Source organism: Bombilactobacillus apium (assembly GCF_013385145.1).
Classification (GTDB): Bacteria; Bacillota; Bacilli; order Lactobacillales; family Lactobacillaceae; genus Bombilactobacillus; species Bombilactobacillus apium.
Genome location: NZ_JABZEC010000008.1, coordinates 39,702 through 52,327, shown reverse-complemented (window position 1 = coordinate 52,327; position 12,626 = coordinate 39,702). Strand labels below are relative to the sequence as shown.

The window sequence follows — 12,626 nt, the reverse complement described above, 5'->3', positions numbered from 1 at the left end:
CAAGGTAAAGAGGTTCTCTGGATATTAGGGCCTAGAGACAGAATATGATGCTTAGTTTTACTTCTGCCATCCTTATTCACCGTGGGAACGTGGCAGCAATGAATACTTCAACCGTAAATTACGTTGGTTTTTCCCGAAAGGAACTAAATTTCAAACAGTCAGTAATGATCAAGTTCTTGAGGCCTTGGAATTGATTAATTATCGACCGTTAAAGATTCACCAGTACCAAACTGCCATTGAAGTTTTTAGAGCCTGTTCGGATTAAACTTGTAATCTGCCTTTGATAAAAAATCTAGGCGATTGCAAAATATTTTTCTGTTCTTCATTTATCTACTAGCGCCAAGTCGGGAATTAAAAAAACGGCAAAAAATATTTTTCTGATCAGCTTAAATTGTGTTCAAGGTTAATTGATTTATCAAACCAATTAGCACTATTAAACAGCGAGATCTATCTTAATTTAATTTCCAGAACCAACCATATCAAATCTGGACTAGAAAACAACTTTTAATTGCTTTGGTTGTAAGGGAGAGGATTCTGCATTCTTTTTTAGCCTCAAAAAATCGCTGTAAGAAAAAAGTGCTGGTAGAATTTCTCCACCAACACTAAATATTATAGAAATAAAACTACTTAACTAACCGTTCGAATTCGTGAGCAATGACTAATTCCTCATCCGTCGGAATAACTAAAGCAGTGATTTTAGAATCAGCAGTCGTAATCTTACGAGCTCCGTGGCCATTTTCATTTGCTTGGTCGTCAACCTTCATTCCTAAGAAGGCAAAGTGCTCCATAACCGATTTGCGAATTGCCGGATTATTTTCACCCATTCCAGCGGTAAAGATCATGACATCTACTCCCGCCATTTCTGTGAGATAACTACCGACATATTTAATTAACCGATTTACGAAAACTTCAATTGCCAATTGAGCATCTGGGTTAGTATCCCGAGCGGCAATCAAATCGCGCATATCTGGAGAAATACCGGAAATCCCCTTCAAACCTGACTGACTATTTAAAATCGTGATCATTTCATTAATATCATTGATTTGTAATTTATTCATTAAGAAAGCAACCAAAGACGTATCAATATCTCCAGCCCGTGAACTCATTGTCACTCCGGCTAGCGGGGTAAAGCCCATTGAGGTATCAATTGCTTGACCGTTTTGAACTGCAGTAATTGATACACCGCTCCCCATATGCAAACTAATCATTCTTAATTGATCATAATCTACCCCTAAGAACTTAGCAGCTTGATGGGTAACATAGGTATGGCTAGTTCCATGAGCTCCATAACGTCGAGCGGAAAACTTCTCCGTATATTCTTTAGGAATGGAATAAATTTGATTTACCTTGGGAAGATTCTGATAGAAGCTTGTATCAAAGACGGCAACTTGGGGTACATCTGGTAACATTTTGGCAAAGGCTCCAATCCCTTTGCGCTCGGCAGGATTGTGCAATGGAGCATAATCATCAATTTGAGCCAATTTATTCAAATTAGTTTCATCAAGAACTACTGAATCTTTAAAGAACGGTCCGCCAGAAACAACTCGATGACCAATCCCAGCCAATTCATGAATGTCATTAATGATTCCTGATTTAACTAATTGTTCAACTAGCAAGCTAACGGCTTCTTCGTGACTTTTAATTGGTTGTTCAATTTTATTCTTTTGATCTTGATAACTTAATTCAAAAACTGAATGATCAATTCCTAAACGATCAACCATTCCCTTGGCAAGCACTTTTTCAGCCGGCAGTTCAAATAGCTTGAATTTCAAAGTTGAGCTTCCAGAGTTAACTACTAAAATCTTCTTAGTCATTATTTGTCCCCCAATTAAATGTTTTCTGGCTCCAATCACGCAATTGATTTCTTAAGGTTACCAAACTAGTTGATTTATTTAGATCATCAATCTCACCTATTAAAACTTCGGGAGCTTGTTGAGCCTGCTCTCCGTGCCGTTGCAAGACAATAATTGACTTTGTAGCTGCGGCACTTGTAAATAAAGAACTCGGTAAACTTAAAACAGCTTGTAAGTAAACCGATTCCACCATCCATTTTGCTAGAATCGGAGCCTGCTCTGTCTGAAAAACCTGAGCGGGAACTACAAATAGACCGATTCCACCTGGACGGATATTTTTCATGGTTTGCTCAATAATTAAATGATGGGCATAAGAGTGACCTTCTTCTGCTCGAGTCTTAAAATTCACGACATTTTCATCTACCGGATAATAACCCACCGGTAAATCAGCCAGAGCTAAATCATAATCATGTTGCAACCAGTAAGCTACTGCATCTTGTTGATACAAGTCTACGGGTTGCTGAATAGCTTGCATATAGGCTGTTGCCAGAGCTAACAAGCTATCATTATTATCAAGACCCGTGAGATTGAAAGTTAAATCAGTGCTGGTCTGCAGTTGTTGCGCAACCGTCAACAATAGATTACCACTCCCCATACAAGGGTCAACAACTTTTAAAGGTTTTCTAGTTTTCTGAGGAAAAATCTCCGCGACAATTAAAGCCGTGATCACGCCGATGGCATCTGGAGTCATTAATAAATTAACTTCCGTTTGATCGACTTTTTGGGCTTTAACGATCGCTAATTCCACAGCTTGTTTAACCACAGTTAGCGGATAATCTTGTAAAGTCAGAGTTTGATATTCCTTATCTAATTGGGCTACTTGTTCTGGCGTCGGAAAATCATCTTCTACATAGGTCTTTTGTTGTAAGATATTTAAAATATTTTCCGAGAGGGCTTCATGATAAGAGACCCGTAAAATTTTTTGTAATTGGACTGTTGTTTGATCAATAAACTGGAATACTTGATCAAGTTTGGGTTGTCGCGTCATTTATTTTCATCCCTTAGCTATATTCTTCCAGTTTCTATGTTAACTAAATTTACGGGATTTAGCAAAGTCTAATATTTTTTGCGTATAGATTTGCTCCAACTGCTGCTGATTTTTGATTTCTTGGCTTTCGTAATTCAAATAAACCAGCAGCAGTAGGGACTCTAGATTTAAGATCAATAAAGCTAGTAAGGTGGTAAAAGCGCTATGAACTTTTCTTAAAGACAAAATAATATTCCCACTTTCGCGACAGATGATCGACAACTAATAAATGAACTGTTTCTTGTTGAAGCTTGATTTGTAATGATTTTTGGTGAACTAATAAAGGCATATGTCCTTCACTAGCTCCCGTAACTCGTAACATATCTTGATAAATATTTAAATGATACAATTTTCGCGGATATTTATAATTAGCTGAAGTTACAAAAGCCACATCATTACTAGTTACCTGCTTTAACTCTGCTCCGCGAAACATGTCTTCTAACTGCAACATAGCCGTTGATTCACTACTGGTTTCTTGCCATAATCCGTTCTTTTGTTGTTGATAATTTCGCGCCAAAATCAAGGTTAAACTTACCGTTAAGCTCAGAATAAATAAGGAAACAAGTAACTCACTGAGGAGAAAAGCGGAATTTTTGGCCTTGTGAATCATATTCCAAGTGATTTTGACCCTGACTAATTTCAAAAATCGAACCTCGCTGTTTGAAATAATAAAGCTTACTATTTAACCTGATACTCTGAAGTTGTGGTAGCTGCAATTTCTGCCAGAGTGCCACTTTTAATTCCGTCCGAACTTGCACCTGCCGCAACTTTTGCTGTGTGGGGACAACCGTTAGGGGAATTAAGGTTAGGGTTTGTAAAGTTAGAAAGAAGCCGAGCATACTGTCCAACAATAAAATAGCTTTAACTTTTTTGAACAAGTAAGCGCCCCCACTTCATTTGAATTCGATAATAATAATTGTTTCCAGTTAATTTTGAGTAGAAACGAATCGTTTGTGGCTGAACTGAATTAGGTTTAATCTTGATCAAAACTTTCTTACTATAACAAGCCAAGGACTGCGGTAAATGTTGGTGATAACTTTGAATTTGCTGGGAGAAAACTCGAAATAAAATATCATGCTGACTATTATTAACCTGAACGATTACCAAGCTATGATTTAAATAGGCCGCTTTTACCGTACTATTCCAGTTACTTTCAAAATTAGCCAAAGCAATCTTTTCTTGCTGTATTTCTAGTTGCCGTTGATAATTAATCCCCGGAATCAATAAGATTCCACAAATCAAGCTCAAGGTAATTACAGCTTCGACTAAGGTAAAAGCCCCCATCCTACTTTGCCGCGGGACCTTCAACCACGCCATCATTAATTGTATAACCATCACTTGTCGCCTTTTTTAATTGAGAATTGGAAAGATACTTATCCTTGGCTAGCGCATCCCAGGTCGGGTTACTACCATCGTACATATTAACTTGAGTTTGCAAAGTAGTTTTAAAAGCATTATCGGTCTTCGAACGGGCCGCTTTCTTCTGTTGGTTAATATTAGGAATAATAATCAACATCAAAAGGGAAATAATGAATAAAACAATGACCATTTCAATCAAGGTAAAAGCTGAATGTTTCGTTTTAAAGTTCATTTTTAAAGTCCTTTCATCATTTGATAAATAGGCAAGAGAATACTCAAATAAGTCCCAAAGATAACTCCCGCCACAATAATAAATAAACAAGGTTGAATTAGGTTAATTAAATTTTGCAATTGCTGCTGTAAACGATCATGCTTAATCTGCCCTAAAGTCTGAAATTCAGCCGCTAACTGTAACTGAGTATGACCCAAACCAAGGGCAACATTAATTTCTTTAGATAAAAGTCGTTGCCGGCGAACAATCTGGGTTAAAGATTGTCCTTGAAGTAGTTGTTGTTGAATTTCAGCAGCTAATTGTTGTTGTAAAGATGCCTGCGGCAATCCTTGGCTGGCCTGCAAGACTTCTTGTAAAGAGAGACCGCTTTTTAAAAAGGTGGCTAAGCCACTCAAGATGACGGAGTGAAAATAATTTTGATAAATTGGTCCAACAAATGGCCAATGGGTCTTTTGAAGGGCTCGCTGTAAAGTAGTGGCGCGCCACCACCAGCAACTTTGAATAATTACTAGAAGACCTAGACAGCCCCCAATAGCAGTCAAAATCCATAATTGGTTCGCTGTCCAATGCCAACGGGGTAATTGTTCCGCCATTTCGAATCTCAAAAAAAGCAGCAAAGTTCCTAGACTCCCCAATAGAAATAAGGGATAGGTTAAAAGATTTCCGATTTGATGACGATTCTTTTGCCGAACCAATAAAGTTTGCACATTTTCTTGCAGACATTGCTGTAAATTTCCGTGCACATCTGCAATTGCTAACTGACTGATAATTGTCGCCGAAATTCCAGTGGGCAAAAGAGCCAGATCTAAGCTTGCTCCAGCTTGAAGTCGCTTTTGGACCTGTTCTAGAACACTCTTTTGTTGGGGAAGCAAAAGTTCTAAGGTTTTCAAGGCTACTTCTAAAGCAAAACCATTTTGTAGTAATTTGGCCAATGTATCTAAGAAAAACGGTTGCTGCCGGCGGGAAAGTTTAACCACCGCAAAATTGTTGATAAGTTTTTTCATTCAGTAATCCTTTCTGGACATCATCTTGTAATAGATTTTGCCAATCCCAGAAATTACTTTGCGGAATCTTAATCGCGGTTAATAAACGTTCAGTTGTCAAGAGATCTCGGTAAACTTTAATTTGTTGCGTCGTTTGTAAAATTAATCTTTGATAAACAATACAAGTCACGACGGCCGCTAATTCTGACTGGTTTACCCCTAGTTCCATCATTCGTCCCACGACTGCATATTTATTGCGCGCATGAACTGTTGACAAAACCAAATGACCACTTAAGGCGGCCCGAATCGCCATTCTCGCGGTTTCTTCATCCCGAATTTCCCCCAGAATTAAAACATCCGGTCGGTGGCGTAAAGAAGTTTTAATTAAATCCGCATAGCCCATCTGGGCCTGATGATTCACTTGAATCTGTAAAAATTCGGACTCAATTACTTCAACGGGATCTTCAATGGTTAAAACAACTTTTCCACTACTATAACTTTTAACCAACTGATACATGGCCGTTGTTTTCCCCGAGCCCGTGGGTCCACTAAATAAAATTAACCCATGTTGTTGCATGAGAGATTGCCAGAGCTTAACCTGCAATTCGGAATCTATCTCCCTTCGTAATGGATAGAGGAGACGAACAACTAATGATTCTCGATTGGCAAAATCTCCTAAAGATGACAGCCGCAGATTAACCTCTTGACCTTCAAAAATAAAGGGTCGAGCTCCTACCTGGGGACGACGATGTTCGCTAATATCCATATTGGAAGTAAATTTTAAATAGTTCATTACGCCTTCGACAAAGGCCGCCGGGACTATTTGATAAATATGGAGACCATCCATTTCCCGCATCTTAATCACTGTTTGTTGTTGCTGGGGTAAGAAAAAAATATCTGTCACCTGCCGTCGACAGGCGAAAGTTAATAATTGCTGGACATAATCTTCTGCTTGCATAGCACCTAAATCCTCCCTTCACTTTTAAACTACCCTAAAAACAAAAAAACTCCCCTTTTTAAAAGGAGAGTTTTTATCTAAAAATTTAAATTTAATTTTTAAGCTTCAAAATCAGCAGCAGCGGTGAAAACTTCGGAAACATCTTCGTCATCTTCCAATTGAGCAATCATATGTTCAAATTGTTCCCGCTTATCTTCAGGAACCGGAACTGTATTCTTAGGAATCATGGTTAATTCGGCATTAGCTAATTGATAACCCATGGCTTCCAAAGCATCCCGGACACTGGTAAACTCTTTAGCTTCAGTATAAATTTCGTAAGCTTCATCAGAAGTTTCTAAATCGTCAGCGCCAGCTTCCATTAGATCTTCCAACATCTTGTCTTCATCCGCCTCAGTTGTTGACCGATCGATTACTAAGTAACCTTTGCGGTCAAATAAGTAGGCAACTGAACCAGCAGAACCCATACTGCCACCATTACGAGTAATAGCTACCCGTACTGAGGTTGCGGTCCGATTCTTATTATCAGTGAGGGTATTAACTAAAACAGCAACTCCGCCGGGAGCATAACCTTCATAAGTTATTTCTTCATAGTTTTCCCCACCGGCACCAGAAGCTTTTTCAATCGCCCGTTTAATATTATCCTTAGGCATGTTAGCAGCTCGAGCCTTATCCATCACCAAACGAAGAGCGGCGTTATTCGCGGGGTCAGGATCACCACCCTTTGCTGCCATATAAATTTCCCGAGACAATTTTTGGAAAATCTTGCCCCGTTTTGCGTCTTGGGCATTTTTACGTCCCTGTATATTATGCCATTTTGAATGTCCTGACATCCGCTACTCCTTCTTTCCAAATCAGTTTGTAATAAAGCCGCCAATAATCATACCAAAAAAAGGCCACGGCTTCAATGTTTTCTCTGCTTTCGATGCCGCCAATCGTAATAAATTCGCCAACAAATTAAGGCTACAAAGATTCCGATAATTGCCCCAACACTATCTAGCATCACATCTTGGATTAAAGGAGTCCGTCCTCCCGTTAAGGATTCATGAAATTCATCAAAACCAGCTATGCCTGTAGCTACTAACCAAGCTACAATGGGTGCTACCCACCAGTGGCGTAATTCAGATTTTAAAAACATAAAACTAAAGCCCGCCAATAATGCAAAAACACTTAGATGGGCCAATTTACGAATTAAAAACTCGAGAAATTTAAAGTAACCAACCGCTGTAACCGATTGCGTTTTTCCACCATAATTAAATTGAAATTGCCGTAGAAAAGCCAATCCCGGTCGCTGGGATAAATGTTTTTCCAAAAAAGGAACTGAGGTTTGTTGCTGATAAGTCATTGAAGAGCTGACAAAAAGCCCTACTAAAACCAAAAAGACCGCAATCAACCAGAGCCAATATTTTTTATCCGTTTTCATAAACTACCTCAACTACTTGAAATATGAACCTAGAGGTTCATTATACCGCAGTCAAAACAGAATGATAACTCAGACCGGTTTCTCTTACTCTACAGTCACACTTTTAGCCAGATTTCGTGGCTGATCGACGTCATTTCCGCGCTCTAAAGCAGCATAGTAAGCCAATAATTGCATTGGCACAATGGCTGCTAAAGCATTGATCCGTTCATCTAAGTTAGCGAAAATAATTTGATCACCCTTTTGGGAAAATTGCCGTTGACTAACAACAATTGCTTGGGCACCACGACTAACAACTTCTCGAATATTTCCCCGAGTATGCGCCGCAGTTTGTCCTTCCAAAATGAAAGCCACTACTGGTGTCTGTTCTTCAATCAAAGCAATTGTCCCGTGTTTTAACTCTCCCGCGGCAAAACCTTCCGCATGAATATAGGAAACTTCTTTTAATTTTAAAGCTGCCTCTAAGGCCACCGCATAGCCATTACCCCGCCCAATGAAAAAGACCGTTTCTTGCTTTGAAAAATATTTTTGAACTAGAGCTTGAATTTCTTCCTTGGCATCAACTAAGGACTGCATCGCGTTAGCCGCCAAGCCCAACTGTTGCTGAACTGCTAAGGGCTTGCTTGGTGTCAATTCTTTTTCTTGACTGAGAGCTTGCGCCAAAATCACTTGCACCGCGATTTGAGCTGTATAAGCTTTCGTCGAGGCCACCGCAATTTCTGGTCCAGCGTGAAGCAATAAGGTATAGTCAGCTTCCCGAGCTAGGGTAGAATTAGGAACATTTGTTAAAGTCAAAATCGGATAATGAAGATCCTTGATCTGCACTAAAGCTTGGCGGCTATCAGCAGTTTCACCACTCTGGCTTAGGAAAATAAAGAAGGGATGTTTTGATAGTTGCGGTAAATGATAGCCAAACTCGCTCGCTAATTCTACTTCGACTGGAATTTGAGCCAATTGTTCTAATAAATTTTTTCCCACCAAGCCAGCATGGTAACTGGTTCCTGCAGCCACGATATAAATTCGATCTGCTTGGGCCAGTTCGTGTAATAACTCGGAATCAATCTGAATCCGATCATCGCTAAAATATTTCTGGACAATTCGCCGCAAAACTGCCGGCTGTTCATCAATTTCTTTGAGCATATAACTATCGTAGGTCCCCTTGGAGATCGCTTGAGGATCCATTTTAACTTGGTAGGATTCTCTAGTAACTTCCTGTCCCTGAACATCTTGAAGCTGAACTTTTTGAGCCTTAATAATGCCAATCTCACCATCTTTAATTTCTAAAAATTCCTGAGTTTGGTCTAAGAGAGCCATAGCATCAGAACTGATTAAATTACAATCTTTCCCCAAACCGACTAAAAGAGGACTCTTATTTTTAGCAATAAAAATCCTATTCGGGTTTTGTTGATCTATTAAAGCAAAAGCATAGGATCCTTCCACCAACTGGACCATTTTTTTAAAGGCAGCGAAAGTTGTTAAATGTTCCTGGTCGACCAAGTAAGCTACTAATTGGACGGCCACTTCAGTATCTGTATCACTAACAAAATTAACTTGTTTCAAATATTTTTGCCGCAATTGGGTGTAATTAGTTAAGACCCCATTATGCACTAAATAAAAGCGCCGGTCCTGCGAGTAATGCGGGTGGGCATTAGCCTGGGTCGCCTTCCCATGCGTCGCCCAGCGAGTGTGGCCAATTCCACAAGTCCCCTGATCTTCGGCTGTGATTTGCTGCCGTAAATTGGCGATTTTACCAACACTTTTTCGCAAATGGTCGACTCCTTGATTTGCTTGGACGTAAATTCCCGCAGAATCGTAGCCCCGATATTCTAATTTTTCCAATCCAGTTAATAAAATTTCTGTTGCCTGAGCATTACCGACAACACCTACAATTCCACACATTGATCATCACTCCAATAATTGGTCTAGCTCTTTAAAATACTTAATGATTAGTTTTCAATTGGTATCTTAACGGCAATCATAATCAATGTCAATTTTTTGCTTAATTGGTCTAGATTAATCTACCTTTTCTAAGTGTGCTTTGTTTAACTATTTAAATCTGGTATAATATTAGCATCTTGTTAAGTTAACATTAAAGGGAGGTTATATGACTAATCCACAAATTAATCTACAAGTTTCTCCCCAGCTCTATCATCAGCTTCAGGTTAAAGCTCAGGAAGAACAAGTAACTTTAGAGCAACTAATTCTCCACTATATCCACGAACATCTAAATTTTCAGCCGCAAACCATCCCAACGATTGAAAATAATTTAGCCCTTCATCAAATTGTCTCCGCCCAACAAGTTTTTCCTGATGAAGGTTTAGTCCAAGTAAATGGTATTTTCTATCGTTATTTAATTGTCGATAACGAACCTTACCAAGCACAGAAGAATTATGTAGTTTTGGCCGCAACTGGTAACGTTCTCACTTTACAAGCTCTAAAACCAAGAAATGAGGAAAAACAATGCCCTTTGGACTAAAGATTGTCCCGCAAAATTGTCAAGGTTTGATCGAACTTTTTGGAAAGTATCAGCATAGTGTTGAATCTGGATTACACTTCTATATTCCTTTGGTTCAACGTATTCGAACCGTTAATTTAGCAATGCGGCCCATCGAACTACCCCATTATTCGATTATTACTAAGGACAATGCGGAAGTTTCCACTTCCATCACTTTAAACTATCATGTTACGGATGCCGCTAAATTCGAATATAATAATACTGATTCAATTGAATCCATGGCTCAATTAGTTCGGGGACACTTACGTGACATCATTGGCCGAATGGAACTCAACGATGCTTTGGGCTCAACCGCCAAGATTAATGCCGACTTAGCGCAGGCCATTGGTGATTTGACTAACACTTACGGAATTAATGTTGACCGAATTAATATTGATGAACTTTTACCTTCACAAGAAATTCAAAAAGCGATGGATAAGCAATTAACCGCCGATCGGGAGCGAGTTGCGGCAATTGCTAAGGCTGAAGGTCAAGCCGAATCAATTCGCTTAACGAACGAAGCCGAAAACAATGCCCTCATAGCGACCGCTAAGGCTCAAGCCCAGGCTACGCGAACCCAAGCGGATGCCGAACGCTATCGAATTGATACTGTTCAAGCCGGATTACAAGATGCTGACGACAAATATTTTAAAAATCAATCAATTGATGCCTATAAGCAATTAGCTAATTCTGATACTAATTTAATTGTGATTCCCAATGAGGATAATTCTAGTTTTGGTCAAACTGCTTTACTGGCCCAAGCGATTAAAAAATCAAAGGACTAAAATTAAGCCGAATTTTTTCATAGTTTCTGATAAAAGTAACTTTGCTTTCTAAACATATTTTTTGTCTCACTTTTTCTTTAAAAGTAAACTAAAAACCCGTTTGACTTCCCTAGTAATCAAGGCTAAGTCAAACGGATTTTATTTTTTAAAGAATTAATCTTCAGTCTTTAGGCCCATTTCGGATTGAACGACTTGGGCAATTTGTTGCGTATATTGGATAGCTAGATCGGTCGTCTTGGCTTCCACCATCACTCGTAGTAAAGACTCGGTTCCACTAGGCCGAACTAAGACTCTCCCCTCGCCAGCCATATCAGCTTCTACGGCCTCAATAGCGGCCTGAATTTGGGGATGTTGCTGCCAATTATTTTTATCTTGAACCGGGATATTAACCAACTTTTGCGGATAGTTTTGAACTGGAGCTGCTAATTCTGACAAGGACTTACCAGTTTGCTTCATCACGTTCAATAATTGGATTCCGGTTAGCATCCCGTCTCCCGTGTTATGAACATCAAAAATAATAACATGACCAGACTGTTCGCCCCCTAAATTGTAGCCATTCTTAACAATTTCTGCGGCCACATGACGATCGCCAACCGCGGTTTGGACGGAATGTATTCCGTACTCTTCAATAGCCTTATACAGTCCAAGATTACTCATCACTGTAGTTACGATAGTATCTTTTTTCAAACGTCCATGAGCTTTAAAATAATTTCCTAAAATGAACATAATCTTATCGCCATCAACAATGTTTCCCTTTTCATCAACCGCAATACACCGATCACCATCACCATCAAATGCTAAGCCGGCTTGAGCATTTTGGGCAACAACTTCTCTAGCCAGACGTTCTGGATGAGTTGAACCGACCCCATTATTAATATTAACTCCATCAGGATTAGTAGCAATCGTCGTAAAATCAACATTCAAATCAGCATATAACTTTGTTAATAACTTGCTGGTCGATCCATTAGCTCCATCTAAAACTATCTTCAGACCAGAGAGATCTTCTGATAAACTTTGCCGTAAAAATTCCAAATACTTGAGTGAACCTTCACGATAATCTTCTAAAACTCCTAATCCCGCAGCTGCTGGCCGTGGCAAGGTATCTACTTCTTGATCTAGGAAGTTTTCAATCTCTTCTTCGGTTGAATCCTTTAATTTATAACCATCAGAGCCGAAGAATTTAATTCCATTATCCTGAGCCGGATTATGGGAAGCAGAAATCATAATCCCTGCATCAGCATCTTGAACTCGAACCAAGTAAGATACTGCGGGAGTTGTAATAATACCCAAGTTCAAGACCTCAATTCCGACCGATAACAAACCAGAAATCAGCGCTGACTGTAACATTTGTCCCGATTTACGAGTATCTCGAGCCACTAAAACAACTGGGGCTTCATCGTTATCTTTTTGCTGCGCTAAGACATATCCTCCAGCTCGGCCTAACTTAAAAGCTAGTTCTGGGGTCAACTCTTGATTGGCTATTCCCCGAACCCCATCTGTTCCAAAATATTTTGTCAT

At 39.4% G+C, this 12,626-nt stretch carries 14 protein-coding genes and 1 pseudogene; 3 read left to right on the top strand and 12 right to left on the bottom strand.

Annotated elements, in window-relative coordinates; all coding sequences use genetic code 11:
- Positions 1-58 precede the first annotated feature (58 nt).
- Positions 59-265, top strand: a pseudogene (locus tag HU830_RS08195) (transposase); the annotation flags it as partial.
- A gap of 358 nt (positions 266-623) precedes the next feature.
- On the opposite strand, the gene HU830_RS08190 reads toward HU830_RS08195, so the two are convergent.
- The 11 genes from HU830_RS08190 to glmS all read right to left on the bottom strand — a co-directional run bounded on the left by HU830_RS08190 (position 624) and on the right by glmS (position 9,728).
- Positions 624-1,814 (bottom strand): acetate/propionate family kinase, encoded by a 1,191-nt coding sequence (locus HU830_RS08190; protein WP_176943264.1) that lies wholly within the window; start codon positions 1,812-1,814, stop codon positions 624-626.
- Positions 1,807-2,841 (bottom strand): class I SAM-dependent methyltransferase, encoded by a 1,035-nt coding sequence (locus HU830_RS08185; RefSeq protein WP_176943263.1) that lies wholly within the window; start codon positions 2,839-2,841, stop codon positions 1,807-1,809. Before HU830_RS08185 ends, HU830_RS08190 begins: the two co-directional genes overlap by 8 nt.
- Before the next feature lie 202 nt (positions 2,842-3,043).
- Entirely contained in the window at positions 3,044-3,523 is a 480-nt protein-coding gene (locus tag HU830_RS08180) for a hypothetical protein (RefSeq protein WP_176943262.1), read from the bottom strand.
- Positions 3,450-3,758, bottom strand: coding sequence for a hypothetical protein (locus tag HU830_RS08175; RefSeq protein ID WP_176943261.1), 309 nt, complete (start codon positions 3,756-3,758; stop codon positions 3,450-3,452). The genes HU830_RS08180 and HU830_RS08175 overlap by 74 nt, the downstream gene beginning before the upstream one ends.
- Positions 3,742-4,215 (bottom strand): hypothetical protein, encoded by a 474-nt coding sequence (locus HU830_RS08170; RefSeq protein WP_176943260.1) that lies wholly within the window; start codon positions 4,213-4,215, stop codon positions 3,742-3,744. Before HU830_RS08170 ends, HU830_RS08175 begins: the two co-directional genes overlap by 17 nt.
- Entirely contained in the window at positions 4,166-4,471 is a 306-nt protein-coding gene (gene comGC / locus HU830_RS08165) for a competence type IV pilus major pilin ComGC (protein WP_176943259.1), read from the bottom strand. The genes HU830_RS08170 and comGC overlap by 50 nt, the downstream gene beginning before the upstream one ends.
- Positions 4,472-4,473: 2 nt before the next feature.
- Positions 4,474-5,475, bottom strand: coding sequence for a type II secretion system F family protein (locus tag HU830_RS08160; protein ID WP_176943258.1), 1,002 nt, complete (start codon positions 5,473-5,475; stop codon positions 4,474-4,476).
- Positions 5,441-6,412, bottom strand: a complete 972-nt coding sequence (gene comGA / locus HU830_RS08155) for a competence type IV pilus ATPase ComGA (RefSeq protein ID WP_176943257.1) — start codon at positions 6,410-6,412, stop codon at positions 5,441-5,443. The genes HU830_RS08160 and comGA overlap by 35 nt, the downstream gene beginning before the upstream one ends.
- A 98-nt stretch (positions 6,413-6,510) precedes the next feature.
- Positions 6,511-7,242 carry a YebC/PmpR family DNA-binding transcriptional regulator gene (locus HU830_RS08150; RefSeq protein ID WP_176943256.1) on the bottom strand — a complete coding sequence of 244 codons (732 nt, stop codon included), beginning with the start codon at positions 7,240-7,242 and terminating at the stop codon, positions 6,511-6,513.
- A 71-nt stretch (positions 7,243-7,313) separates the two neighbouring features.
- Entirely contained in the window at positions 7,314-7,832 is a 519-nt protein-coding gene (locus HU830_RS08145) for a VanZ family protein (protein WP_176943255.1), read from the bottom strand.
- 84 nt (positions 7,833-7,916) lie between these two features.
- Positions 7,917-9,728, bottom strand: a complete 1,812-nt coding sequence (glmS, locus tag HU830_RS08140) for a glutamine--fructose-6-phosphate transaminase (isomerizing) (RefSeq protein ID WP_176943254.1) — start codon at positions 9,726-9,728, stop codon at positions 7,917-7,919.
- A gap of 205 nt (positions 9,729-9,933) precedes the next feature.
- Between glmS and HU830_RS08135 the strand changes: the two genes are divergently transcribed.
- On the top strand, positions 9,934-10,305 hold the full coding sequence (locus HU830_RS08135) for a hypothetical protein (RefSeq protein ID WP_176943253.1): 372 nt from the start codon (positions 9,934-9,936) through the stop codon (positions 10,303-10,305).
- Entirely contained in the window at positions 10,290-11,108 is an 819-nt protein-coding gene (locus tag HU830_RS08130; RefSeq protein ID WP_176943252.1) for an SPFH domain-containing protein, read from the top strand. Before HU830_RS08135 ends, HU830_RS08130 begins: the two co-directional genes overlap by 16 nt.
- Before the next feature lie 153 nt (positions 11,109-11,261).
- Here HU830_RS08130 and glmM read toward each other — a convergent pair whose 3' ends face one another.
- Positions 11,262-12,626, bottom strand: coding sequence for a phosphoglucosamine mutase (gene glmM / locus HU830_RS08125; protein ID WP_176943251.1), 1,365 nt, complete (start codon positions 12,624-12,626; stop codon positions 11,262-11,264).

Excerpts from the sequence above, each read along its gene's own strand:
- HU830_RS08190 (WP_176943264.1), bottom strand. The coding sequence starts at position 1,814 with ATGACTAAGAAGATTTTAGTAGTTAACTCTGGAAGCTCAACTTTGAAA.
- HU830_RS08185 (WP_176943263.1), bottom strand. The coding sequence starts at position 2,841 with ATGACGCGACAACCCAAACTTGATCAAGTATTCCAGTTTATTGATCAA.
- HU830_RS08170 (WP_176943260.1), bottom strand. The coding sequence starts at position 4,215 with ATGGTTATACAATTAATGATGGCGTGGTTGAAGGTCCCGCGGCAAAGT.
- comGC (WP_176943259.1), bottom strand. The coding sequence starts at position 4,471 with ATGAACTTTAAAACGAAACATTCAGCTTTTACCTTGATTGAAATGGTC.
- HU830_RS08160 (WP_176943258.1), bottom strand. The coding sequence starts at position 5,475 with ATGAAAAAACTTATCAACAATTTTGCGGTGGTTAAACTTTCCCGCCGG.
- comGA (WP_176943257.1), bottom strand. The coding sequence starts at position 6,412 with ATGCAAGCAGAAGATTATGTCCAGCAATTATTAACTTTCGCCTGTCGA.
- HU830_RS08150 (WP_176943256.1), bottom strand. The coding sequence starts at position 7,242 with ATGTCAGGACATTCAAAATGGCATAATATACAGGGACGTAAAAATGCC.
- HU830_RS08145 (WP_176943255.1), bottom strand. The coding sequence starts at position 7,832 with ATGAAAACGGATAAAAAATATTGGCTCTGGTTGATTGCGGTCTTTTTG.
- glmS (WP_176943254.1), bottom strand. The coding sequence starts at position 9,728 with ATGTGTGGAATTGTAGGTGTTGTCGGTAATGCTCAGGCAACAGAAATT.
- HU830_RS08135 (WP_176943253.1), top strand. The coding sequence starts at position 9,934 with ATGACTAATCCACAAATTAATCTACAAGTTTCTCCCCAGCTCTATCAT.
- HU830_RS08130 (WP_176943252.1), top strand. The coding sequence starts at position 10,290 with ATGCCCTTTGGACTAAAGATTGTCCCGCAAAATTGTCAAGGTTTGATC.
- glmM (WP_176943251.1), bottom strand. The coding sequence starts at position 12,626 with ATGACAAAATATTTTGGAACAGATGGGGTTCGGGGAATAGCCAATCAA.